Raw genomic sequence first — 25,008 nt, 5'->3', positions numbered from 1 at the left:
TGGGTGAAGGCTGCGCCGCGGTAGCGCAGCGCACGTCATTCACCCGCTGATGCGGGCGGCACATTTACGCGGTCAGCTGCAGGCCAATGCCGCGCTCGCGCAAATCACGGCATACCGCTTCATCAAGGCGGGAATCGGTCACCACATCGGTCAGGCTATCAATCGGTGCCGCGCAGTACAGCGACCATGAGCCATATTTACTGCTGTCGGCCAGCAGAATGCGCCGGCGCGCGTTGGCCAGCAGATCCATCTTCAGCCCGGCTTTGTCTTCCGTCGGCGTGGTAATACCGCGCTCAATACTCCATGAGTTACAGCTGACAAACGCAATGTCCGGATTGATACTGCGCAGCAGGCGCCGGCCGTGCTCACCAATGCACGACTGGCTGGAGTCGTCGATGCGGCCGCCGATGATGGTGGTCTCAATCTGTTTAAACTCCGACAAAAACAGCGCAATGTGCAGATCGGCGGTGATCACCCGCAGCTGCAGATGGGTCAGCTGTCGTGCCAGTTCCAGCATGGTGGTGCCGGCATCCAGCACTACCGCATCGCCGGACTGCACATAGCTGGCAGCGAACTGGGCGATGGCCTGCTTCTCCGCCAGGTTACGCTGCATCTTCTCCAGCGTGGTCGGCTGCGTCGGGATAAAGCGGTTCAGCGTGACGCCGCCGTGGCTGCGGCTAATCACCCCTTCCTTGTCCAGCTTAATCAGATCGCGGCGAATGGTGGCTGGCGAAGCAGAAATGGCGCTCACCAGCTGTTCAACAGTGACCAGATTATGACTTTTGAGATAGTCCATAATCTGGTCGAGACGGCTTTGTCCCTTCATATTTCCCTATGCAAGCTGCATCGCGAGTTTAATCGAGATCGCCATGCTCGCAGAGTTCGCTTTACCTGTCCAGGCGATATCAAATGCCGTGCCGTGGTCGGCGGAAGTGCGGATAAACGGCAGTCCCGCCGTGATGTTGACGCCATCGTAAAAGCCAAGCAGTTTCAAAGGGATATGCCCCTGATCGTGGTACATCGCCACCACCATATCGTACTGCCCCTGCTGGCACTGTAAAAACACCGTATCCGGCGGGCACGGGCCATGGACATCAATGCCCTGCTGCTTCATTGCCTGGATCGCTGGCGTCACCGTGGTGATCTCTTCATCACCAAACAGGCCATTCTCGCCCGCGTGCGGATTGACCCCGGCGACGGCGATGCGCGGTTGGTCATAGCCCACGCGACGCAGGAAGCTGTCAGCCATGCCGATCACCGTCTGAATACGTTCGCCGTTCAGCGTGTCGAGGAACTTACGCAGCGCGATGTGCGTGGTCACGTGGATCACTTTCAGATGGTCGGTATACAGCACCATGGCGTAATTTTTGGTCTGGGTCAGCTGTGCCAGCAGTTCAGTGTGGCCGGGATAAAGGTGGCCCGCCGCGTGCAGCGCCTCTTTGTTCAGCGGGGCGGTGGCAATCGCCTGCACGTCGCCCGCCAGCGCCAGTTCGGTGGCGCGCTTCACGCAGCGCCAGGCCAGATCGCCGGCCTGCTTCTGTACCTTGCCCGGCTGCAGCGCATCAGGATCGGCCAGCGGCTCATCGATGACGTTAATGATGCCCGGTGCGAAATGCGCATCCTGCACGCTGTCCAGCACGCGCAGCTCGGCGTGCGGCGTAATATTCAATGCCAGCACCCGACGCAGCGTCGCGGCACAGCCGACCACCACTGCCGGAATGCCCGCCAGCTCCCCTTCTGCCAGCGCTTTAATGATGATTTCCGGGCTGATGCCCGCCGGATCGCCCATGGTCACCGCAATAGTGTTATTCACTCGACTTCTCCTCAATAAAACGAATGGCTTCTGCCAGGGTGTTTTCATCACCAAAGCCACCCGCTTTGGTCATCACCGGCAGGTGTAATTCACTGTTAAGCAGAACCCCGTGCGGTACACAGCCCGCCACCTGGCCCTGAATCTGAAAGCCGCTGGCCCCGAGTGCCTGCGCTACCGCGATGGCCACGTCACCGCCGGAGAGAAACAGGCCGGCAGGCTGAATGTGCGCGCAGACGGCGCGCGTCAGCTGCGCCAGAAACTGGCAGATGCGCTCGCCGAGCTGCTGGCGCGTAATCTGCTGCTGCTGACACAGCTGCGCAATCGCGTGGCGCTGGTCAGCCTGTTGCGTAGTGCGCACCACACAGTGCACACCCTCGCGCAGCGCCTGGACCATCGCCTGCTGCCAGGCCGCCGCCTGCGGCCATGCCGGTGTGGCAAACAGCTGGCAAATATCAATATCAATCAAGCGGATGTCACGCTGGCTGGCGAGCCGGGCGATTTGCTGCTGCGCCATGGCGCTCATCGAACCGACTATCGCCAGCACCGGGCGAGAGGGCCGCGCAGCAAGATGCGCACCCAGCGCATCGCTTAACCCGGACGCGCCGACCAGCAGCGGACGTTCCGGCAGCGTCGCGGCAGCCGCGATAATGGCGTCGATATCCGCCTGCTGTTCCGCGTCCAGTACCAGCAGGCCCTGACTGGTCGCCAGCCGTGCGGCCAGCGTGCCGCTGCGTACCGTGGCAAGATCGATCTGCTCGCCCGGCAGCTCGCATTGCATCTGCAGGCGCATCAGCACGTTACTGCTGGTCACCGGGGTTTTAGGATCGCTGGCAAATTCGGTGTCAGTCAGGCGCTGCTGATGGATCCACACTTCCCCGCCGCGCGTGATGCGGCCCAGCTTAGGCACCGCCGGCACCACCAGCGCCAGCCGTTTCGCGCTGACCTGCAGCGCGGCGGCTACCTCAGCGCCTGGATTGCCGCGCAGCGTTGAGTCGATCTTCTTAAACAGCCAGCCGTGTTGCGCTATCTGCTGATGCGGCTGAATGGCGGCATGCGTGCGGCTGGCGGCTTCCGCTGCGCTGACCGCACGGCTATCGGTGCTGATCACCAGCACATCCGCTGCGCCGGCCTCCGGGGGTGTCAGGTTATTGAACAGCACGTGGACGCGTGCGCCGGCCAGCGCGAAGCCGCTGCCTGCGTCATTGGCGCCGGTAAAATCGTCGGCAATCACCAGAACCGGCGTTTTCCATGGCGATGAAGTCATTTTCTCTCCTGTCACGGCCCCTTGCCGTGCTGCATTTGATTATATTCAATCATGATTGATTATATGTGAGCAAGATCAAATTAATTGAAATCGATATCGCCTATAAATTTAGCCTCAGAAAGGGATACACCCCGCACAGCATTGAGCAAACCTAATCATAATGTGCAAAACCGTTATAAGGGCATGACATGAATATCAACAGCACCGTGATCAGTGGCTATCAGGCTCTGAACGATCTCAGCTATTTACTGCAGGATAAGCAGAAGGCGTTGCTGGTCACGGATAAAAACATTCTGGGTATTCCGGCGGTGCAGGCGCTTATCGCCCGGCTGCAGCAGCAGATCGCCAGCCTGAGCCTGGTTGATACGGTGCCGCCCGAGCCGAGCCAGCATGATGTGGCGGCGATTGTTGCGGCGCTGCCGCACGGCGACGTCGATCTGGTGATCGGCATTGGCGGCGGCAGCGTGCTGGATGTGGCGAAGCTGCTGTCCGTGTTGTGCGTAGCCGATGCGCCAACCCTGACGGCGCTGCTGGCCGGTGAGAAGCCGCACACGCGTACCGCTTCTTTACTGATCCCGACCACGGCCGGCACCGGCTCGGAAGCCACGCCCAATGCCATCCTTGCCATTCCGGAGAAAGAGACCAAGGTCGGTATTATTTCGCCGGTGATGCTGCCGGACTACGTGGCGCTGATTCCGGAACTGACCACCAGCATGCCGGCGCACATCGCCTCGTCGACCGGGATTGATGCGCTGTGCCACCTGATTGAGTGCTTCACCGCCACCGTGGCCAATCCGGTGAGTGATAACTATGCGCTGATCGGCATGAAAAAGCTGTTCGCCAGCCTCGAAAAGACCCTTGCCGAACCGGACAACCTGGAAGCACGGCTGAATATGTTGTGGGCGTCCTACTACGGCGGAGCGGCGATCGCCCATGCCGGGACACATCTGGTGCACGCCATGTCGTATCCGCTGGGCGGCAAGTATCATCTGCCGCACGGCGTGGCCAACGCCATTCTGCTGGCGCCGTGCATGCAGTTTGTGCGTCCGGCGGCGGTGAGCAAGTTCGCGCAGGCCTACGATCTGCTGCCGGATGCCGATAGCGCACTGGATGAAGAGGCCAAATCGCACGCACTGGTGGCCTATTTCGCCGCGCTGGTGCAGCGCCTTAAACTGCCGGCCAGCCTGGAAGCGCTGGGTATCGGGCCGGATCATCTGCCGTATCTGGTCGAAGCCGCGCTGGACGTGCAGCGCCTGATGAAGAATGTACCGATGAAAGTCAGCGCCGACGATGTGCGCAACGTCTACCTGACGCTGTTTCCGGCATTAAATCACTCAGCATGAGCGGGGGAATCATGAGCAACACCATTCAGGGCGTACTGACCGCCATCGTCACCACTTTTGATCGCGACGGAGCCTACAATCCTGCCGCGCAGCGTGAACAGATTCGGCGTCAGCTGAGCGCCGGTAACGGTATTTTCTGCGGCGGCACCAACGGGGAGTTTTTCGTGCTGAACGAGCAGGAAAAGCTGGCGGTGACCGAGACCTGCGTCGACGAAGTAAACGGCACTGCACCGGTGGTGGCGCACATTGGCGAGATCTCGACGCGTGAGACTATCCGGCTGGGCAGGCAGGTAGCAAAGCTGGGTGTGGATGCCGTCTCGGTGATCACCCCTTACTTTGTCCCGCTTAAACAGGAAGAGCTGATTGATCACTACCGCGCCGTGGCCGACGCCCTCGACGTCCCGCTGTTTCTCTACAACATTCCGGCGCGCACCGGTAATACGCTGCAGCCGGAAACCGTGCGTACGCTGGCAGCGCATCCCAACATCATTGGCATCAAAGACAGCGCCGGCAGCTACGAAAGTCTGAGCGGCTTTCTGCAGGCAGCGGCAGGTATTGCGCATTTCAACGTGCTGAACGGGCCGGACTCACTGATTCATCAGGGCTTCGTCGATGGCTGCTCCGCCTGTATTTCCGGGCTGGCTAACGTGGCGCCGAAAGAGATTAACGCCATCTGGGCGCGCTTCCATGCCGGCGACATCGCCGGATCGCGCGCCGCTCAGGAGAACGTCACCGGCCTGCGTACCGATCTCTACAGCATTGGTTTTTCCCCGGCGGCGGTGAAAAAAGCCGTGGCGCTGCTCGGCTATGAGGTCGGCGACAGCCGCTATGCGGTGCGCTTCTCTGCGGAGGAAGAGCAGAAGATCCGCCAGATCGTGAATCAGTATTTGCAGTAAAGCCAGTAAATTCAAAGCACTTACCGCACGCAGCTGTGGTAGCGGCGCGATTCATCGCGCAATACAGGCGCCGCTACCCCCTGCCGCCATCAGGGTTAGGGTTAATCTGACGGTGGCGGGTCGGATTCAGGCAGCGATGGCTGCTGTTATTAACACCGGGACGCATTTGCTATGAAAGTCATCTGTACTTCACCTTCGTTCGCCCGCTACGACGCCGCGCCGATCGACACACTGCGCCAGCAGGGCTTTGAGCTGATTACGCTGCCCGCCAACGCACCGCTCAGCGCGCTGGCGCCGCATCTCGCCGACACCGTCGCCCTGATCGTGGCCTTCACCGAGGTCAACGATGCGCTGCTGTCGCTGGCACCGCAGCTGAAAATTGTCTGCAAGCACGGCGTAGGCGTCGATAACATCGACCTCGACGCAACCCGTGCGCGCGGTATTTACGTGACAAACGTGCCGGACGCGAACAAACACGCGGTTGCCGATTTCGCCTTTGCGCTGATTCTCAATAGCGCGCGCCAGATCACCACCGCCGCAATAGAGACCCGCGCCGGCCACTGGCCGCGCATTTTTGCCACCGACGTCTACGGCAAAACGCTCGGCATCATCGGCCTGGGCAATATCGGTAAGCAGGTGGCACTGCGCGCTAAAGGCTTCAATATGCGCATCCTCGCCTTCGATTTTTACCCCGATGACGCCTTCGCCGCCGAACACGGCGTGACGTTTGTCAGCCTCGATCAGCTGACGGAGCACAGCGACTTCATCACCTTACATATGCCGCTCACCGACCAGACGCAAAACCTGTTCGACGCCGCGCGCCTGAAGCGCATGAAGAAGAGCGCGTTTCTCATCAACGCGTCACGCGGTGGCGTGGTGAATGAGCAGGATCTCTACCAGGCATTGCAGGATAACGTGATTGCCGGTGCGGCGGCGGATGTCTTTGTGCAGGAGCCGCTGGCGCAGCATCCGCTGTTCACCCTGAGTAACTTTATCCCCACGGCGCACCTTGCCGGTTATACCGACGGTGCCATCAGCGCCATTGGTGAACGCTGCGTGACGCAGATTGTGCAGTGTATAAAACAGGGCGAACGCCCGATGAATATCATGAACGGGCTGGCCTGACGCCGCCCTCCTCTGTCACCCTTTTCGCGTGGATAATGATTATGACCAACACCGCACGCTCAACACGCATCAGATGGTGGATCGCCGGCCTGATGTGGCTGGCCATTGCCATTAACTATATTGATCGTACCGTACTCTCTGCCGCCGCACCGCACCTGATCACCGAGCTCGACATCAATCCGGAGATGATGGGCTTTATCATGGCGGCGTTTTTCTGGTCCTACGCGCTGTTGCAGATCCCGGCAGGCTGGTTTGCCGACCGCTTCGGCCAGAAAAAAGGCCTCGGCATCGCTGTCGGCTGGTGGTCGATTGCCACCATGGCGATGGGGCTCGCCACCGGCTTTAAATCGCTGCTGGCGCTGCGTCTGGCGCTCGGCGTGGGTGAAGCGGCGGCTTATCCCAGCAACGCCGGTATTACCGCGCGCTGGTTCCCGGATCGCGAGCGCGCCACCGTCTCCGGCCTGTTCGACAGCGCATCAAAATTTGGCGGGGCCGTCGCCATGCCGCTGATCGTCTTTATGATCGCGCTGTTCGACTGGCGTCTGACCTTTCTGGCGATTGGTGCCGTCGGGCTGATTTGGGTCATCGCCTGGTACTTCATTTATGCCGAGAACCCGGAAGACCACAAAGCGATCAGCGCAGATGAAGTACGCCTGATCCGCAATGGCCAGGCACAGAAGCACGGCGATAAGAACGTGCGGCCGATGAAGTGGTACAAGCTGCTGCGCTACCGCAACATCTGGGCGATGTGTATTGGCTTCTTCACCATCAATTACACCTCCTACTTCTTTATCACCTGGCTGCCAACCTACCTGGTGAAAGACAAAGGGATGGATTTCCTGAAAATGGGCATGGTGGCGGCGCTGCCGCTGATCTGCGGTATGGTGATTGAGGTGCTGGCGGGCTGGGCGTCGGACCGTATGGTGCATAAAAAAGTGCTGTCGCTGACCGCCACGCGCAAGCTGTTCCTGACGATTGGCCTGCTGATGGCGCTGTGCATCGGGTTCGCGCCATTCACCGATTCCGTGTTCATGACGGTGCTGCTGCTGTGTATTGCTAAGTCCGGCACCACCGTCGCGGCATCTCAGGTGTGGGCGCTGCCGGGCGATGTTGCGCCCACCAACAGCGTGTCAATTGTTGCCGGGCTGCAGAATACCGTCTCCAATATGGGCGGCGCGGTCGGGCCAATCATTACCGGCGCTATCGTTGGTGCCACCGGCCACTTTACCTGGGCGCTGGTGTTCTCGGCGGTGCTGGTGGTGATCGGAATCCTTAACTACCTGTTCCTGCTCGGCAAGGTCGAACCGATTGTGGATGAGGAACCTTTATCCCACGCCCGTTCCGCCATTAACGGCGTGTAACCAGCGCAACGGCAGTGGCGCCCCGGCTGCGGGCGCCCGTTAGCGGCCGGCCATAAACCGGCGATAAGCAGCAATCACCGCGAGAAAATCCTCCACGCCGCAGAACGACAGGCTCTCCTCATCGTAATAAGTCATGCCCTCTTCCAGGCCGTCATCCTCTAACGCCAGCTGATTGGCGCGGATCATCACCTCTTCTTCATCCAGCCACAGCGTATATTCGTGCCCGACGCGCTGCCACTGCTGCTGCGTGCCTTTGACTGTACGCACCGCGGCTTCGACTTCATCCAGCAGCGCAAAGTTCTCTTTCACCTCTTCATTGAACCAGTGCCCCACCGCTTCGTGGTCCATCGACATGCGTACCCGGACCTGACCGGTCACGTCACGCAGAAATTCATATTCCATGTTGGCCTCATACCTGTGGCGCGCCAGACGGCACGCTTTCGTGCATTTTGTGCGCAGCGCGCGCAAGAAAGTGGGATCGCGCTCGCATTATGCCTGGAGACGGCGAGGGAAAAAAGCGCATAAAAAAAGGGACGATGCGCTCGTCCCTTTTTCACTGGCAGGCGTATTTTACACCGCGGTCTGGAAAATCACTCCATCCGCTTTTTCGGTGTACTGGCCCAGCTGATCGAAGTTCAGGTAGCGGTAGGTGTCGGCAGCGGTTTTATCCACCTGCACCATAAACTGCTGATACTCGTCCGGCGTAGGCAGTTTACCCAGCAGGGAAGCGACCGCGGCCAGCTCGGCTGATGCCAGGAACACATTGGCACCGGTACCCAGACGGTTCGGGAAGTTACGGGTCGAGGTTGAAACCACCGTCGCGCCGTCTTTCACGCGCGCCTGGTTACCCATGCACAGTGAACAGCCCGGAATCTCGATACGCGCACCGCTCTTACCAAAGACGCTGTAGTAGCCCTCTTCTGTCAGCTGCGCGGCATCCATCTTGGTTGGCGGCGCTACCCACAGGCGGGTCGGCAGCTGGCCTTTGTGCGCGTCCAGCAGTTTACCTGCCGCACGGAAGTGACCGATGTTGGTCATGCACGAACCGATGAATACTTCGTCGATCTTCTCGCCCTGCACGTCAGACAGCCAGCGTGCGTCGTCCGGATCGTTCGGCGCACACAGGATGGGCTCTTTGATTTCCGCCAGATCGATTTCGATCACCGCTGCGTATTCCGCATCGGCATCGGCTTCCAGCAGTTGCGGATCGGCCAGCCATTTTTCCATGCCCTGGATACGGCGCTCCAGCGTACGACGGTCGCCGTAGCCTTCGGAGATCATCCACTTCAGCAGTACGATGTTGGAGTTCAGATACTCGATGATCGGCTCTTTATCCAGCTTGATGGTACAACCCGCCGCAGAACGCTCGGCCGAGGCATCGGTCAGCTCAAACGCCTGCTCAACTTTCAGCTTCGGCAGACCTTCGATTTCCAGCACGCGACCGGAAAAGATGTTTTTCTTGCCTTTCTTCTCAACGGTCAGCAGGCCCTGCTTGATGGCGTACAGCGGAATCGCGTGCACCAGATCGCGCAGCGTGATGCCCGGCTGCATTTCGCCTTTGAAGCGCACCAGCACTGACTCCGGCATATCCAGAGGCATAACGCCCGTCGCTGCGGCAAACGCCACCAGACCAGAACCGGCCGGGAACGAGATGCCAATCGGGAAGCGGGTGTGTGAGTCACCGCCGGTGCCGACGGTATCCGGCAGCAGCATACGGTTCAGCCAGCTGTGAATCACGCCATCGCCTGGACGCAGCGAAACACCGCCACGGTTCATGATGAAGTCCGGCAGCGTGTGGTGTGTAGTGACATCGACCGGCTTCGGATAAGCGGCGGTGTGACAGAAGGACTGCATCACCAGATCGGAGGAGAAGCCCAGACACGCCAGATCTTTCAGTTCATCACGGGTCATTGGACCGGTGGTGTCCTGAGAGCCGACCGAGGTCATTTTCGGTTCACAGTAGGCGCCAGGACGAATCCCTGCCACGCCGCAGGCGCGGCCCACCATTTTCTGCGCCAGCGAGTAACCACGGTTGCTTTCGGCCACATCTTTGGCTTTGGTGAACACATCGCTGTGCGGCAGACCCAGCGACTCACGCGCTTTGGTGGTCAGGCCGCGACCGATAATCAGCGGAATACGGCCACCGGCGCGCACTTCATCCAGCAGCACGTCAGTTTTCAGCGCAAAGGTCGCCAGCAGTTCATTGGTCTCGTGATTGCGTACTTCACCTTTGTATGGGTAAACGTCAATCACATCGCCCATGTTCAGGCGCTCGACGTCGAGTTCGATCGGCAGCGCGCCGGCATCTTCCATGGTGTTGAAGAAGATCGGCGCGATTTTACCGCCGAGGCACAGACCGCCGCCTTTTTTGTTCGGCACATACGGAATGTCGTCACCCATGAACCACAGCACTGAGTTGGTCGCGGACTTGCGTGAAGAACCGGTACCAACCACATCACCGACGTAGGTCAGCGGGAAGCCTTTCTGCTGCAGTGCTTCAATCTGTTTGATCGGGCCAACGTTGCCAGCATCGTCGGGTTCGATGCCGTCACGTGGGTTTTTCAGCATCGCCAGCGCGTGCAGTGGAATATCCGGACGTGACCATGCATCCGGCGCCGGAGAGAGGTCGTCGGTGTTGGTTTCGCCGGTCACTTTGAACACGGTGGTGGTGATTTTTTCTGCCAGCTTAGGACGCTTGAGGAACCATTCTGCATCAGCCCAGGACTGGAGGATTTTCTTCGCGTGGGGATTACCCGCTTTGGCTTTCTCTTCGACGTCGTAGAAGTTATCGAACATCAGCAGCGTGTGGGACAGTGCTTCAGCGGCAATCGGTGCCAGAGCCTCATCGTCAAGCGCCTCGATCAGCGCATGGATGTTGTAGCCGCCCTGCATGGTGCCCAGCAGTTCGACTGCTTTTTCACGAGTGACCAGAGGAGAGTGGGCTTCGCCCTTTGCGATAGCTGCCAGGAATCCGGCTTTTACATACGCCGCTTCATCAACACCCGGCGGGACACGGTTGACCAGCAGGTCAGTCAGGAATTCTTCTTCACCCGCTGGCGGGTTTTTCAGCAGTTCAACCAGCGCGGCCATCTGGGAAGCATCTAACGGCTTAGGTACGATTCCCTGGGCAGCACGCTCGGCAACGTGCTTACGGTATTCTTCTAGCACGACGTTCTCCTCGCTCTCATTGTATAGCTTTCCGGTGCACCTGTTGATGCTGTCAAACAGTAGGGTGAGGTGCCCGGTTCTGCGTCGGCCAGCATAGCAGGATTTCGGCTGATTGTTAATCCGTTTACAAAAAAGCAACATCCGCGCGTTATTTAGCAGATTTGTCTGCGCTTTGCGCCAGAAGAGAAGCCAGAGCGGCTCTGGTAGTGCCTGTTCGCGCCTGTGCCGGTAGCCAGTGGAGCCAGGTTTTAGCGCGTAATTTGTCGCATCCGGCCTTCACACCGCGAATCCATAACCTGCAATCCCCTTTCATGCCGGTTCATTCACTTTTGGTTATGTGCTGATGCGCTTGCACTAAACGGCTACCGTTCAGCTTCCCACACACGTTTTCCTGAGGAAAAATTAATACTACATCACCTAATAAATATTGAATGTGATGCCTTGCGCGCATTTAATTAATTATCAACGCAGTGCCGATTTAAATGAATCTTTAAACTTAGTCATCCAATTAAAATACACCCTTAAAAAATAACTGCGATTCAAAAAAGAGATAAAAAATAAAAGAGGAAATGATAAATAAATAGCGTAGACTGCCTGCGGGCGCTTGAGGCTATCTGCCTTAAGATCTGCAAAAGAAATTGGGGTGGATGGTGGAAGGTGAACCGTGCGATTAATTTTCATTAACCGCACGGGTGAGCCACTACCCAAAACACCCAGACAGTGTCAGGGTAGTGGCTTGCTCGTGCTAATGCAAGGAGTAAGTGATTATGAAGGTGAAATTCAGCACGCTGATTATCAGCGGGCTCATCCTGTTAGGTTTATGCCTGGCAAATCGCAGTTCACTGTGTGAATTACGATTGCGGATATTCGCGGCTGAATTATCGGCTGTCATGGCTTACGAAGCACAACAGTAAACTTCAATAGCGGAGGGTTTCCTCCGCTATTCCGGCATCGTTTAACGTGTTGCTCCTGCGCCCGCTTTTATCTATTCAACTTACTTTTTCAATTAATAAAAAAACGGCTCCTTACAGGAGCCGTTAATTAACCTAAGCCTCAGGCGAAATTATTTCTTTTTCGCTTTTGGATTTGGCAGGTCAGTAATGCTACCTTCAAACACTTCCGCCGCCAGGCCAACCGATTCGTGCAGGGTTGGGTGCGCGTGGATGGTCAGCGCGATATCTTCGGCATCACAACCCATCTCGATAGCCAGACCGATTTCACCCAGCAGCTCGCCGCCGTTGGTACCGACAATCGCGCCACCAATAACACGGTGCGTCTCTTTGTCGAAGATCAGTTTGGTCATACCGTCTGCACAGTCAGACGCGATAGCACGGCCCGATGCCGCCCACGGGAAGGTGGACACTTCGTAGCTGATGCCTTTCTCTTTGGCTTCTTTCTCGGTCAGACCCACCCAGGCCACTTCTGGCTCGGTGTAGGCGATAGAAGGGATCACTTTCGGGTCGAAGTAGTGCTTCAGACCGGAAATCACTTCTGCCGCCACGTGACCTTCGTGCACGCCTTTGTGCGCCAGCATTGGCTGACCGACGATGTCACCGATAGCATAGATGTGTGGCACGTTGGTGCGCATCTGTTTGTCGACGCGGATAAAGCCGCGATCGTCCACTTCCACGCCTGCTTTACCAGCATCCAGACCTTTACCGTTCGGTACACGGCCAATCGCCACCAGCACTGCGTCGTAACGCTGTGGTTCAGCCGGCGCTTTTTTACCTTCCATGGATACGTAGATACCGTCGTCTTTCGCTTCTACCGCGGTGACTTTGGTTTCCAGCATCAGGTTGAATTTCTTGCTGATACGCTTGGTGAACACTTTCACCACGTCTTTATCGGCGGCCGGGATCACCTGGTCAAACATCTCGACCACGTCGATCTCTGAACCCAGCGCATGGTAGACGGTACCCATCTCCAGACCGATGATGCCACCGCCCATAACCAGCAGACGCTTCGGAACTTCTTTCAGCTCCAGCGCATCAGTAGAGTCCCACACGCGCGGATCGTTATGTGGAATGAAAGGCAGTTCGATAGGACGCGAGCCTGCAGCGATGATGGCGTTATCGAAGTTGATGGTGGTTGCGCCACCTTCCCCTTCTACCACCAGCGTATTGGCGCCGGTGAATTTACCCAGACCGTTGACCACTTTCACTTTGCGGCCTTTTGCCATGCCAGCCAGACCGCCGGTCAGCTGAGTGATGACTTTCTCTTTCCAGGTACGGATTTTGTTGATGTCAGTCTGCGGCTGGCCAAACACGATACCGTGCTCTTCCAGAGCTTTAGCTTCTTCGATGACTTTCGCCACGTGCAGCAGCGCTTTTGACGGGATACAGCCGACGTTCAGACAGACACCGCCGAGGGTGCTGTAGCGCTCTACCAGTACGGTTTCCAGACCTAAATCAGCGCAACGGAAGGCTGCAGAGTAACCTGCAGGACCTGCCCCAAGTACCACGACTTGAGTTTTAATCTCTGTACTCATCATGACCTCTTGTTAGATTGCCGGCGGTCAAAAGCGACCCTTTCCCAGGCTCTTGATGCCCTATCTCCACCGGGACATTTCACCGCGAGAGTTTACAGAATTGTTAACAAACTGCCAACCGCGGCAACTCCGAATGCTTACAACAAGGCCGGCATTTGCCGGCCTTGATTAACGTCACATCACCAGACGGCGAATATCAGACAGCATATTGTTAATGATGGTGATGAAGCGCGCACCATCCGCACCGTCGATGACGCGGTGGTCGAACGACAGCGAAATCGGCATCATCAGGCGCGGAGCGAACTCTTTGCCGTTCCACACCGGCTCCATCGCCGACTTAGACACCCCGAGGATAGCCACTTCCGGCGCGTTAACAATTGGCGCGAAGTGCGTGGTGCCGAGGCCGCCAAGGCTGGAGATGGTGAAGCAGCCGCCCTGCATATCGCTGGCGGTCAGTTTGCCATCACGCGCTTTCTTCGACGTCGCCATCAGCTCACGCGACAGCTCAGTGATGCCTTTCTTGTTCACGTCTTTGAACACCGGAACCACCAGACCGTTTGGCGTATCGACCGCCACACCGATGTTGATGTACTTTTTCAGCGTCAGCTTCTGGCCATCTTCCGACAGCGAGCTGTTGAAACGTGGCATCTGCTCCAGTGCCGCGGCGACCGCTTTCATGATGAACACCACCGGGGTGAACTTCACATCCAGCTTGCGCTTCTCGGCTTCCGCATTCTGCTGCTTACGGAACGCTTCCAGATCGGTGATATCGGTTTTGTCGAAGTGAGTTACATGCGGAATCATTACCCAGTTACGGCTCAGGTTAGCACCCGAGATTTTCTGGATACGACCCAGTTCCACTTCTTCGATTTCACCGAACTTGCTGAAGTCCACTTTCGGCCATGGCAGCATGCCCGGAATACCGCCGCCTGCGGCCGCAGCCGGTGCCGCTTCAGCGCGTTTCACCGCGTCTTTCACGTAAGCCTGCACGTCCTCTTTGAGGATGCGACCTTTACGGCCGGTGCCTTTGACTTTCGCCAGGTTAACACCGAACTCGCGCGCCAGGCGACGAATCACCGGCGTGGCGTGCACGTAAGCATCATTTTCAGCAAACTCGCTCTTCGCATCGGCTTTCGCCGCTGCTGGCGCAGGTGCAGCAGCCGGTTTGGCTTCTGCAGCGGGGGCGGCTTCCTGTTTCGCTGCTGGTGCCGCAGCAGCCGGCGCAGCACCTTCTACTTCGAACACCATGATAAGCGAACCGGTGCTGACTTTATCGCCGGTAGCCACTTTCAGCGCTTTAACCGTACCGGCAAACGGCGCCGGAACTTCCATTGACGCTTTATCGCCTTCCACCACGATCAGTGACTGCTCAGCCTCAACTTTATCGCCTACTTTGACCAGCACTTCGGTGACTTCCACTTCGTCGCCGCCGATATCCGGGACGTTAACGTCTTTGGCACCCGCTGCCGCGGCTGGCGCAGAGGCCGCCGCTTCTTTCACTGCAGGTTTGGCAGCTGCTGCTGGCGCCGCGCCTTCGGCTTCAAAGATCATGATCAGTGAACCGGTGTTCACCTTGTCGCCCGTGGCGATTTTGATCTCTTTCACCACACCGGCAAACGGTGCAGGCACTTCCATGGAGGCTTTGTCGCCTTCGACGGTGATCAGCGATTGTTCTGCCGTCACTTTGTCGCCCACTTTAACCAGAATTTCGGTGACTTCGACTTCGTCGCCGCCGATATCCGGTACGTTAACGTCTTTCGCTTCGCTGGCGGCAGCCGCAGCAGGTGCGGCTTCCGCTGGTTTCTCTTCGGCGGCCGGTGCCGCAGCAGCTGCACCTTCGGCGTCGAAAATCATGATCAGTGAACCGGTATTCACTTTGTCACCGGTCGCGATTTTGATCTCTTTGACCACGCCGGCCTGCGGCGAAGGCACTTCCATCGAGGCTTTATCGCCTTCCACGGTGATCAGCGACTGTTCGGCTTCAACCTTGTCGCCCACCTTGACCAGAATCTCGGTGACTTCAACTTCGTCTGACCCGATATCCGGAACGTTAATTTCGATAGCCATTACTCTCTTACCTCTTAAGCCAGACGCGGGTTAACTTTATCGGCATCGATGTTGAATTTCGCGATCGCATCCGCCACCACTTTCTTCTCGATTTCGCCGCGTTTAGCCAGTTCACCCAGGGCTGCAACCACTACGTATGACGCATCCACTTCGAAGTGGTGACGCAGGTTTTCGCGGCTGTCTGAACGGCCGAAACCATCGGTACCCAGCACGCGATAATCGCTGGCTGGCACGTAGCTGCGAACCTGCTCTGCGAACAGCTTCATGTAGTCGGTCGATGCCACCGCCGGCGCGTCGTTCATCACCTGAGCGATGTACGGTACGCGTGGAGTTTCCGTTGGGTGCAGCATGTTCCAGCGCTCACAATCCTGACCGTCGCGTGCCAGTTCGGTGAACGAGGTCACGCTATAGACGTCAGAACCGATGCCGTAATCCTTCGCCAGGATCTGTGCCGCTTCGCGCACGTGACGCAGGATAGAACCTGAGCCCAGCAGCTGCACTTTACCTTTGCTGCCTTCTACCGTCTCCAGCTTGTAGATACCCTTACGGATACCCTCTTCCGCACCCTGCGGCATCGCAGGCATGTGGTAGTTTTCATTCAGCGTGGTGATGTAGTAGTAAATATTTTCCTGCGCTTCGCCGTACATACGTACCAGACCGTCATGCATGATGACTGCCACTTCGTACGCGTAAGACGGATCGTAAGAGATACAGTTCGGGATAGTCAGCGACTGAATGTGGCTGTGACCATCTTCGTGCTGCAGACCTTCGCCGTTCAGCGTGGTACGACCAGAGGTGCCGCCCACCAGGAAGCCGCGCGCCTGCTGGTCGCCTGCCAGCCACATCAGATCGCCGATGCGCTGGAAACCAAACATCGAATAATAGATGTAGAACGGAATCATCGGCAGGTTGTTGGTGCTATAAGAGGTCGCCGCCGCCAGCCAGGAAGACCCTGCGCCCAGCTCGTTGATCCCTTCCTGCAGAATCTGGCCTTTCTCGTCTTCTTTATAGTAAGCAACCTGCTCACGGTCCTGCGGCGTATACTGCTGGCCGTTCGGGCTGTAGATACCAATCTGACGGAACAGACCTTCCATACCAAAGGTACGCGCTTCGTCTGCGAGGATCGGCACCAGACGATCTTTGATCGACTTGTTCTTCAGCATCACGTTGAGCGCACGCACGAAGGCGATGGTGGTAGAGATCTCTTTGCTCTGCTCTTCCAGCAGCGCACTGAACTCTTCCAGCGCCGGCATTTCCAGCTTTTCGCTGAACTCAGCCTGACGGGTTGGCAGATAGCCACCCAGCTTCTCGCGCTGGCCGTGCAGGTAGTTGTACTCTTCTGAGCCTTTTTCGAAGGTCACATACGGCAGCTGTTCGATCTTGTCGTCAGCCACTGGCACGTTGAAGCGATCGCGGATGTAGCGAACGCCATCCATGTTCATCTTCTTAACCTGGTGCGCGATGTTCTTACCTTCCGCGGTGTCACCCATACCATAGCCTTTGATGGTATGCGCCAGGATCAGCGTTGGCTGACCTTTGGTCTCCTGCGCTTTCTTCAGTGCCGCGTAGATTTTCTTCGGATCGTGACCACCACGGTTCAGGGCGAAGATCTCTTCGTCTGACCAGTCTTTCACCAGCGCTGCGGTCTCCGGGTATTGACCGAAGAAGTGCTCGCGCACGTACGCACCGTCGCGTGATTTGAAGGTCTGATAGTCGCCGTCAACGGTTTCGTTCATCAGCTGAATCAGCTTGCCGCTGGTATCTTTCTTCAGCAGCTCGTCCCAGCGTCCGCCCCAGATCACTTTGATCACGTTCCAGCCAGCACCGGCAAAGATGCCTTCCAGCTCGTTGATGATCTTACCATTACCGGTGACCGGACCGTCGAGACGCTGCAGGTTACAGTTGATGATGAACACCAGGTTATCCAGCTTCTCACGGGTAGCGATGGTGATCGCCCCTTTGGATTCTGGTTCGTCCATCTCGCCATCGCCAAGGAAGGCGTAAACGGTCTGCTTAGAAGTATCTTTCAGGCCGCGGTGTTCCAGATATTTCAGGAACTTCGCCTGATAGATGGCGTTCAGTGGGCCGAGACCCATCGACACGGTCGGGAACTGCCAGAAGTCCGGCATCAGTTTTGGATGCGGATAGGAAGAGAGACCGTTGCCGTGGACTTCCTGACGGAAGTTGTTCATCTGCTCTTCAGTCAGGCGTCCTTCAAGGAACGCACGCGAGTAGATGCCCGGAGAAATGTGGCCCTGGAAATAGACCAGATCGCCGCCATCCTGCTCGCTACGCGCGCGGAAGAAGTGGTTGAAGCACACTTCATAAATGGTGGCAGAAGACTGGAAAGACGACAGGTGACCACCCAGCTCCAGATCTTTCTTCGACGCACGCAGAACCGACATAATGGCGTTCCAGCGGATTGCGGAACGGATACGACGTTCAAGAGAGGTGTTACCCGGATATTCCGGCTCATCTTCGACCGCAATGGAGTTGATGTAGTTGCTGACGGCGTTGCCGCCCGCTGCCACTTTCACACCGCCTTTGCGTGCAGCACTCAATACCTGATCAATCAGATACTGCGCGCGCTCAACACCTTCTTCACGGATGACCGATTCGATCGCCTGTAGCCAGTCACGAGTTTCGATCGGATCCACGTCATTCTGTAAACGTTCTGACATGGGGTGTATTCCTTATCTGTGTCTAATACGTTGAATTATCAGGAGCCTGTCTGCTTGTGCTTTGCTTCTGATTCACAGCACAAGAAGACAGGCCCGTCGTTTATGTCGCACGTTCATTGCCGTGCGTTATTCCTTACGTTGCTGTAAACGACGCAGGGAGCGTTCACGACGGCTCTGCTCCCGACTTCTGTCCAGCAAGATTTCCTCAATGAACGCCAGGTGACGATGGGATGCCTCGCGTGCTTGTTCTGGCTCACGAGCCACAATCGCCTCAAAGATACTGGCGCGGTGACCGCTCACTTTCGCCAGCATTTCGCGGCGAGCGTAGAGCAATTCGAAATTCTGACGGACGTTCTGTTCCAGCATAGGGCCCATCGAACGCAGCAAATGCAGCAGCACCACATTATGGGCGGCTTCTGTGACAGCGATCTGATACTTCATGACCGCATCGGCCTCAGCATCTAAATCGCCGCTGTCCTGCGCCTGCTGGATGTTGACGTGACAGTCGCGAATACGCTGCAGGTCTTCATCGGTGCCGCGCAGCGCAGCGTAGTAGGCCGCAACGCCTTCCAGCGCATGGCGGGTTTCCAGCAGGTCAAACTGGGATTCAGGATGTTCAGCAAGCAGGCCGACCAGCGGGTCGCTCAGGCTTTGCCAGAGATTCTGCTGTACGAAGGTGCCACCACCCTGACGGCGCAGCAGCAGGCCTTTAGCTTCCAGACTCTGGATCGCTTCGCGCAGCGATGGACGTGAGACATCAAACTGTTTGGCCAGTTCACGCTCGGGAAGCAGTTTTTCACCCGGCTGGAGCGTCCCTTCCATAATCAGGGATTCCAGCTGCTGCTCGATTGCATCGGAGAGCTTGGGTTGGCGAATTTTACTGTAGGCCATCATCCCTTCTTATGAGCCAAACGTCCGGAGTAAATTGGTAATACCAATTGAAAAATGGTGCCCGTAAAGTAACAAAGTATTCACCTTGTGTCTATATGGCCCCCGGCACACTTTCACCGCAGACACCGGTTACCGTGCGCTAACTTACCGGGATCTGGCAGAAAAGCGTCTCAGCGCGGCAAATGTTAACAGATTTCACTTTTACCAAACCTTACACTGCATTAGCGCGCATCAGGCTGCGTAGCCATAAGCGAATGCTATTCGTGTTTAAGCCTTATTCATGGCAGAAATAGCGCAAGGGAAGCGCAGAGGATGCTGCTGCTTTTTCAGCCATCTCTCAGCACAAAAAGCAAAAGCAGGTGCAAAGCGGCGCGCTTATCACTATTCTGGTCGCCAGGGTAGCTCAGGCTTGCACACAGCCCGCCGGATACCGTAAAGAAAAACGTACACAGATAGAACAGCCTTACAGTGCGCGCACTGCAGGTGCACAATAACAACATCATGAGGTTTGTATGGAACAACAGCATGGCGAAACGCTGCATCGCGGCCTGAAAAATCGCCATATTCAGCTGATTGCGCTGGGCGGTGCCGTCGGTACCGGTCTGTTTCTGGGCAGCGCATCAGTGATTAAATCGGCCGGTCCGGCCGTGATTCTCGGCTATGCCATCGCCGGTTTTATTGCCTTCCTGATCATGCGCCAGCTCGGTGAAATGGTGGTGGAAGAGCCGGTGGCCGGCAGCTTTAGCCACTTCGCCTATAAATACTGGGGCAACTTTGCCGGCTTTGCCTCCGGCTGGAACTACTGGGTGCTGTATGTGCTGGTGGCGATGGCTGAACTCACCGCCGTCGGCAAATATATTCAGTTCTGGTGGCCGGAATTCCCCACCTGGGCCACTGCGGCTATCTTCTTTGTGGTGATCAACGCCATCAACCTGACCAACGTTAAAGTGTTCGGTGAGATGGAGTTCTGGTTCGCGATTATCAAAGTGGTGGCGGTCATCGGTATGATCCTGTTTGGCGGCTGGCTGCTGTTTAGCGGCAACGGCGGCCCACAGGCCAGCGTCAGCAACCTGTGGAACCAGGGCGGTTTCCTGCCGCACGGCTTCAGCGGGCTGGTGATGATGATGGCGATCATCATGTTCTCCTTCGGCGGCCTTGAACTGGTGGGGATCACCGCCGCAGAAGCCGACAATCCACAAGAGAGCATCCCTAAAGCCACCAACCAGGTGCTGTGGCGTATCCTGATTTTCTACATCGGCTCACTGGCGGTGCTGCTCTCGCTGCTGCCATGGACGCGCGTCACCGAAGAGACCAGCCCGTTTGTGCTGATCTTCCACGAACTGGGCGATGCGCTGGTGGCGAATGCGCTCAACGTGGTGATCCTGACCGCCGCGCTGTCGGTGTATAACAGCTGTGTTTACTGTAACAGCCGCATGCTGTTCGGCCTCGCGCAGCAGGGCAACGCGCCAAAAGCGCTGCTGAAAGTGGATCGTCGTGGTGTGCCGGTGGCGACCATTCTGGTCTCGGCGGTAGCCACTGCGCTGTGCGTGTTGATTAACTATCTGATGCCGGGCGAAGCCTTCGGCCTGCTGATGTCGCTGGTGGTCTCCGCGCTGGTCATCAACTGGGCGATGATCAGCCTCGCGCACCTGAAATTCCGCAAGAAAAAAGACCAGCAGGGCGTGACCACCCGTTTCAGGGCGGTGCTGTATCCGCTGGGTAACTGGATCTGCCTGCTGTTCCTGGCGGCCATTCTGGTGATCATGCTGATGACGCCAGGCATGGCGATTTCAGTGTGGCTGATTCCGGTGTGGCTGCTGGTGCTGGCCGTGGGTTATACCGTTAAAAATCGGGTGCAGAAAGCCTGATGCTTCACCGGGCCCGGCACGCTGCTGCCGGGCCGATCCGCTTCACACTTTTCCCCGCCCGCGTATTTTGTCCATCATCCTGACCGATTGTTCCCCACCAGGTTACTGATTTAACGCTGATAATTTTTGCTCCACTTGTCGCAGGAGACGACTGATGAAAGGAGCAGCCCTCTCGTTCAGAGAAAAACTGGGATACGGCATGGGTGACGCCGGATGCAACATGATCGGCGGTGCCATCATGCTGTTCCTCAACTACTTCTACACCGACGTATTTGGCCTCGCCCCGGCGCTGGTCGGCACGCTGTTACTGTCAGTACGGGTGCTGGATGCGGTGACCGACCCGATAATGGGCGCAATTGCCGACCGCACACAGAGCCGCTGGGGACGCTTTCGCCCATGGCTGCTGTGGATATCGCTGCCCTACGTGCTGTTCAGCGTGCTGATGTTTACCACCCCGGACTGGAGCTACGACAACAAGGTGATCTGGGCATTTGTCACCTATTTCCTGATGTCGCTGACCTACACCGCCATCAATATTCCTTACTGCTCGCTGGGCGGCGTCATCACTAACGATCCCGGTGAACGCGTCTCCTGCCAGTCATACCGCTTTGTCATGGTGGGCATCGCCACGCTGATCCTCTCGCTGTCGCTGCTGCCGATGGCCGAGTGGTTTGGCGGCGACAACAAAGCGCGCGGCTATCAGCTGGCAATGAGCGTGCTGGCGCTGATTGGCCTGGTGATGTTTCTGTTCTGTTTTGCCACGGTGCGCGAGCGTATTCGCCCGGCGGTACCGAGCAACGATGATCTGAAGAAAGATTTGCGCGATGTATGGAAGAACGATCAGTGGGTGCGCATTCTGCTGCTGACGTTCTGTAATGTCTGTCCCGGTTTTATTCGCATGGCCGCCACCATGTACTACGTCACCTGGGTGATGGGCCAGTCGACGCACTTTGCGACGCTGTTTATCAGCCTGGGCGTCATCGGCATGATGCTGGGCAGCACACTGGCGAAAGTCCTCACCGATCGCTGGTGCAAGCTCAAGGTGTTTTTCTGGACCAACATTGCGCTGGCGCTGTTCTCCAGCGGCTTTTACTGGATCGATCCGCACGCCACCGTCACCGTGGTGATCGCTTATTTCCTGCTGAACATCCTGCACCAAATCCCGTCGCCGCTGCACTGGTCACTGATGGCTGATGTCGATGACTACGGCGAATGGAAAACCGGTAAACGCATCACCGGGATCAGCTTCTCCGGCAACCTGTTTTTCCTCAAGGTCGGACTGGCGGTAGCGGGTGCCATGGTCGGGTTTTTATTGTCGATGTATGGCTATGACGCAGCGGCGAAACAGCAGTCTGCCAGCGCGCTTAACGGCATTGTGCTGCTGTTTACCCTGATCCCCGGCGTCGGCTATCTGATCACCGCCGGCGTAGTGCGCCTGCTGAAAGTGGACCGCGCGCTGATGCGCACCATCCAGCAGGATCTCGCGCTGCGTCGCGCCAACTTCCATGACCTGTCCGCCCCTGTTCGCCGCGCAACCTCACAACCAGGAGAAATTAAATGAGCTGGCCTAACCCGTTTATTACGCAACGTGCCGATCCGTTTATATTGCGCCACGGCGATGGCTACTATTTTATCGCTTCGGTGCCCGAGTACGATCGGCTGGAGCTGCGCTATGCCAGCACGCTTAACGGCCTGATTACCGCCCCGGCCACAACCGTGTGGCATAAACCGGACAGTGGTCCCTGCAGCGCCCTGATCTGGGCACCGGAACTGCACGTAATTAATGGCCAGTGGGTGATTTACTTCGCCGCCGCGCCGTCCCGCGAAATCAAAGAGGGGCTGTTTCAGCACCGTATGTACGCGCTGGTATGTGATGATGCCGATCCGCTCAGCGGTCACTGGCAGCCGTGCCGCCGCGTGCAAACCCACCTCGATACCTTCGCCCTCGACGCCACCCACTTCGTGCATCAGGGCAAAAACTGGTATCTGTGGGCGCAAAAAGACCCGGCCATTCCCGGTAACTCCAACCTGTATCTGGCGGAATTACTGAATCCGTGGACGCTGAAAACCCAGCCGCTGATGCTCAGCCGGCCGGAGTATGAGTGGGAGTGTGCCGGCTTTAGCGTTAATGAGGGACCGGCGGTGATTCGCCATGGCGAGCGGCTGTTTGTCACCTACTCAGCCAGCGCCACGGACGAAAATTACTGCCTCGGCATACTGAGTATTGATGCGCAGGCCGATCCGCTCGACATCAGCGCATGGCATAAATCGGCGCGGCCGGTATTTGCCACCAGCTGGGATAATCACCAGTACGGTCCGGGGCATAACAGTTTTACCGTGGATGAAGCAGGACAGGACGTGTTGGTGTATCACGCGCGGAATTACACCGAAATTGAGGGCGATCCGCTGTGGGATCCCAACCGCCATACGCGGCTTAAATATTTTGCCTGGCGCGAAGACGGCACACCGGATTTCGGCGTGCCGCCTGCCGATCACACTAACGTGCCGTAGATGGTCAGCAGCGCCACTACCACGACCAGTACCAGCGAAACGCGTTTGGCCAGCGCCACGGCGACCCGTGGCGTTTCCACTTTATCCAGATGCGGATCGCGCGCCAGCGAGAACTGCGCCAGGCTGGTCAGCACCTGATACTGTGGACGATGCACATCGCTGAGCGCAGCAAACCATGCCGGCAGCGCACGCTCGCCGTGGCCGAGTAGCGCATAAGCCACACCGGCCAGCCGCACAGGAATCCAGTCCAGCACGTGCAGAATGCGATCGATGCCGGACTGTGCGCGTTCCAGCGAGGAACGGTGTTTTGCCAGCCAGCTCTGCCAGGCGCGCAGAGACGCATACCCCACCAGCAGCACTGGCCCGTAAGGGCCACCGACCACAAACCAGAACAGCGGCGCAAGATAGAAGCGGAAATTAATCCAGATCAGCGCGTTTTGCAGCGCCTGCAGAAATTCGCGCTCGCTACAGTCAACCGGCACGCCGTGAATCAGCGTCAGCTCTGCCGCCATCGCCTGATGGGCCGCTTCATCATCGTGGCTCGCCGCTTTAAGATACTGGTGGTAATGCAACCGCACCGAGCCGGCACCAATGCACAGCAAACCGACCACAATCCAGAACAGCAGCTGCGCCACGCCAAACAGAATGCCCTTCAGGCTCCACACCACCACCCAGACCAGCAGCATGGCGATCACGGTCATCAGCAGCGTACGCAGCAACGAGAAGCGCTGGCGACCGCGAAACAGCGGCTCAAGCCGATGATCCAGCTGCCAGTGTTCACCTAATTTAAAAAGGCGTTCCCAACCCAAAACTAACAACAAACTAAACAACGTCATACCTGCTCCTGCGGTGTCAGGGGTGCTCCTGCCCGATAGCCTGTTTATAGCGTATCCAGTCAAATGCCGGACCGGGATCGGTCTTGCGTTCCGGCGCAACATCGCTGTGACCGGTGATACGCTGCGGCGTCAGCGGATAATGCTGCATCAGCAGGCGGGTAACCTGCTGCAGCGTAGCGTACTGGGCATCGGTGTAGGGCAGCGTGTCAGTGCCTTCCAGCTCAATGCCCATGGAAAAATCGTTGCAGTTTTCCCGTCCGGCAAACTGCGAAATGCCGGCATGCCAGGCGCGCTGGTCAAAGGAAACATACTGTACCAGTTCACCGTCACGGCGAATCAGACAGTGCGCCGCCACGCGTAACTGGGCGATATCCGCAAAATAGGGATGCGCATCAGCCGGTAGCGTACCGGTGAACAGCCGGTCAATCCACGGACCGCCAAATTCGCCCGGCGGCAGACTGATGTTATGAATGATCAGCAGCGACGGCGCTTCGTTATCCGGCCGCGCATTAAAGTGCGGCGACGGCACCTTGCGTGCGCTCGTGATCCAGCCGTGTTCCAGTTTCATGCCTGTTATCCTGAACAAAATCTGGCTGAGAATACCATGATTCCACCTCACTGCTTGTGACTTAATGCGTTATGGCATCAGCAAGTTAAGGATACTAAACATTTCACCTGGCGTGTCTGGCAATAGCT

General features: G+C 57.4%; 19 protein-coding genes. 8 read left to right on the top strand and 11 right to left on the bottom strand.

Going from position 1 to position 25,008, the window contains the following annotated elements; all coding sequences use genetic code 11:
* Nucleotides 1–64: 64 nt before the first annotated feature.
* From H7K56_RS14585 to dtnK, 3 genes are read right to left on the bottom strand one after another with little or no spacing between them, the layout of a single operon-like run.
* Entirely contained in the window at nt 65–826 is a 762-nt protein-coding gene (locus H7K56_RS14585) for a DeoR/GlpR family DNA-binding transcription regulator (protein ID WP_022547144.1), read from the bottom strand.
* 6 nt (nt 827–832) lie between these two features.
* On the bottom strand, nt 833–1,861 hold the full coding sequence (locus H7K56_RS14580; protein ID WP_220496590.1) for a D-threonate 4-phosphate dehydrogenase: 1,029 nt from the start codon (nt 1,859–1,861) through the stop codon (nt 833–835).
* Nucleotides 1,806–3,077, bottom strand: coding sequence for a D-threonate kinase (gene dtnK / locus H7K56_RS14575; RefSeq protein WP_150360705.1), 1,272 nt, complete (start codon nt 3,075–3,077; stop codon nt 1,806–1,808). The genes H7K56_RS14580 and dtnK overlap by 56 nt, the downstream gene beginning before the upstream one ends.
* Nucleotides 3,078–3,265: 188 nt before the next feature.
* Between dtnK and H7K56_RS14570 the strand changes: the two genes are divergently transcribed.
* From H7K56_RS14570 to H7K56_RS14555, 4 genes are all read left to right on the top strand, one after another.
* Complete coding sequence (locus H7K56_RS14570; protein ID WP_058770605.1) at nt 3,266–4,420, top strand: iron-containing alcohol dehydrogenase; 1,155 nt, start codon at nt 3,266–3,268, stop codon at nt 4,418–4,420.
* Between the two features lie 11 nt (nt 4,421–4,431).
* Complete coding sequence (locus tag H7K56_RS14565) at nt 4,432–5,316, top strand: dihydrodipicolinate synthase family protein (RefSeq protein ID WP_150360704.1); 885 nt, start codon at nt 4,432–4,434, stop codon at nt 5,314–5,316.
* A 171-nt stretch (nt 5,317–5,487) separates the two neighbouring features.
* A complete protein-coding gene (locus tag H7K56_RS14560) occupies nt 5,488–6,441 on the top strand; it encodes a phosphoglycerate dehydrogenase (protein WP_150360703.1) in 954 nt (317 codons plus the stop codon).
* Nucleotides 6,442–6,482: 41 nt separating this feature from the next.
* Nucleotides 6,483–7,802: an MFS transporter gene (locus H7K56_RS14555; RefSeq protein WP_059010392.1), complete on the top strand. Its 1,320-nt coding sequence runs from the start codon at nt 6,483–6,485 to the stop codon at nt 7,800–7,802.
* Nucleotides 7,803–7,841: 39 nt separating this feature from the next.
* Here H7K56_RS14555 and yacL read toward each other — a convergent pair whose 3' ends face one another.
* Nucleotides 7,842–8,204 (bottom strand): protein YacL, encoded by a 363-nt coding sequence (gene yacL / locus H7K56_RS14550; RefSeq protein ID WP_058774816.1) that lies wholly within the window; start codon nt 8,202–8,204, stop codon nt 7,842–7,844.
* A gap of 168 nt (nt 8,205–8,372) precedes the next feature.
* Nucleotides 8,373–10,970, bottom strand: a complete 2,598-nt coding sequence (gene acnB, locus H7K56_RS14545; protein WP_141496256.1) for a bifunctional aconitate hydratase 2/2-methylisocitrate dehydratase — start codon at nt 10,968–10,970, stop codon at nt 8,373–8,375.
* Nucleotides 10,971–11,737: 767 nt separating this feature from the next.
* Here acnB and H7K56_RS23545 point away from each other — a divergent pair.
* Nucleotides 11,738–11,884 carry a Hok/Gef family protein gene (locus tag H7K56_RS23545; protein WP_021314460.1) on the top strand — a complete coding sequence of 49 codons (147 nt, stop codon included), beginning with the start codon at nt 11,738–11,740 and terminating at the stop codon, nt 11,882–11,884.
* Between the two features lie 149 nt (nt 11,885–12,033).
* On the opposite strand, the gene lpdA is transcribed toward H7K56_RS23545, so the two are convergent.
* From lpdA to pdhR, 4 genes are all read right to left on the bottom strand, one after another.
* A complete protein-coding gene (gene lpdA, locus H7K56_RS14535; RefSeq protein ID WP_021507536.1) occupies nt 12,034–13,458 on the bottom strand; it encodes a dihydrolipoyl dehydrogenase in 1,425 nt (474 codons plus the stop codon).
* 174 nt (nt 13,459–13,632) lie between these two features.
* The gene (gene aceF, locus H7K56_RS14530) at nt 13,633–15,525 is read right to left on the bottom strand and encodes a pyruvate dehydrogenase complex dihydrolipoyllysine-residue acetyltransferase (RefSeq protein ID WP_058759501.1); all 1,893 of its coding nucleotides are present in this window, start codon (nt 15,523–15,525) and stop codon (nt 13,633–13,635) included.
* 14 nt (nt 15,526–15,539) lie between these two features.
* The gene (aceE, locus tag H7K56_RS14525; RefSeq protein ID WP_150360702.1) at nt 15,540–18,206 is read right to left on the bottom strand and encodes a pyruvate dehydrogenase (acetyl-transferring), homodimeric type; all 2,667 of its coding nucleotides are present in this window, start codon (nt 18,204–18,206) and stop codon (nt 15,540–15,542) included.
* 126 nt (nt 18,207–18,332) lie between these two features.
* Nucleotides 18,333–19,097, bottom strand: coding sequence for a pyruvate dehydrogenase complex transcriptional repressor PdhR (gene pdhR / locus H7K56_RS14520; RefSeq protein WP_021507539.1), 765 nt, complete (start codon nt 19,095–19,097; stop codon nt 18,333–18,335).
* A gap of 512 nt (nt 19,098–19,609) precedes the next feature.
* Here pdhR and aroP point away from each other — a divergent pair.
* From aroP to H7K56_RS14505, 3 genes are all read left to right on the top strand, one after another.
* Nucleotides 19,610–20,965, top strand: coding sequence for an aromatic amino acid transporter AroP (gene aroP, locus H7K56_RS14515; RefSeq protein WP_150360701.1), 1,356 nt, complete (start codon nt 19,610–19,612; stop codon nt 20,963–20,965).
* A 154-nt stretch (nt 20,966–21,119) separates the two neighbouring features.
* Nucleotides 21,120–22,526: a glycoside-pentoside-hexuronide (GPH):cation symporter gene (locus tag H7K56_RS14510; protein WP_031279699.1), complete on the top strand. Its 1,407-nt coding sequence runs from the start codon at nt 21,120–21,122 to the stop codon at nt 22,524–22,526.
* On the top strand, nt 22,523–23,476 hold the full coding sequence (locus H7K56_RS14505; protein ID WP_150360700.1) for a glycoside hydrolase family 43 protein: 954 nt from the start codon (nt 22,523–22,525) through the stop codon (nt 23,474–23,476). The genes H7K56_RS14510 and H7K56_RS14505 overlap by 4 nt, the downstream gene beginning before the upstream one ends.
* Here the strand turns inward: H7K56_RS14505 and ampE are convergent.
* Together ampE and ampD are read right to left on the bottom strand one after the other, a co-directional pair.
* Nucleotides 23,458–24,312 (bottom strand): beta-lactamase regulator AmpE, encoded by an 855-nt coding sequence (gene ampE, locus H7K56_RS14500; protein ID WP_150360699.1) that lies wholly within the window; start codon nt 24,310–24,312, stop codon nt 23,458–23,460. The genes H7K56_RS14505 and ampE overlap by 19 nt on opposite strands.
* A gap of 16 nt (nt 24,313–24,328) precedes the next feature.
* Nucleotides 24,329–24,880 (bottom strand): 1,6-anhydro-N-acetylmuramyl-L-alanine amidase AmpD, encoded by a 552-nt coding sequence (gene ampD / locus H7K56_RS14495; protein ID WP_010618114.1) that lies wholly within the window; start codon nt 24,878–24,880, stop codon nt 24,329–24,331.
* Nucleotides 24,881–25,008 lie beyond the last annotated feature (128 nt).

It is taken from the genome of Pantoea dispersa (genome assembly GCF_014155765.1).
Taxonomy (GTDB): Bacteria; Pseudomonadota; Gammaproteobacteria; order Enterobacterales; family Enterobacteriaceae; genus Pantoea; species Pantoea dispersa.
This window is presented reverse-complemented; position numbering and strand designations above follow the sequence as displayed.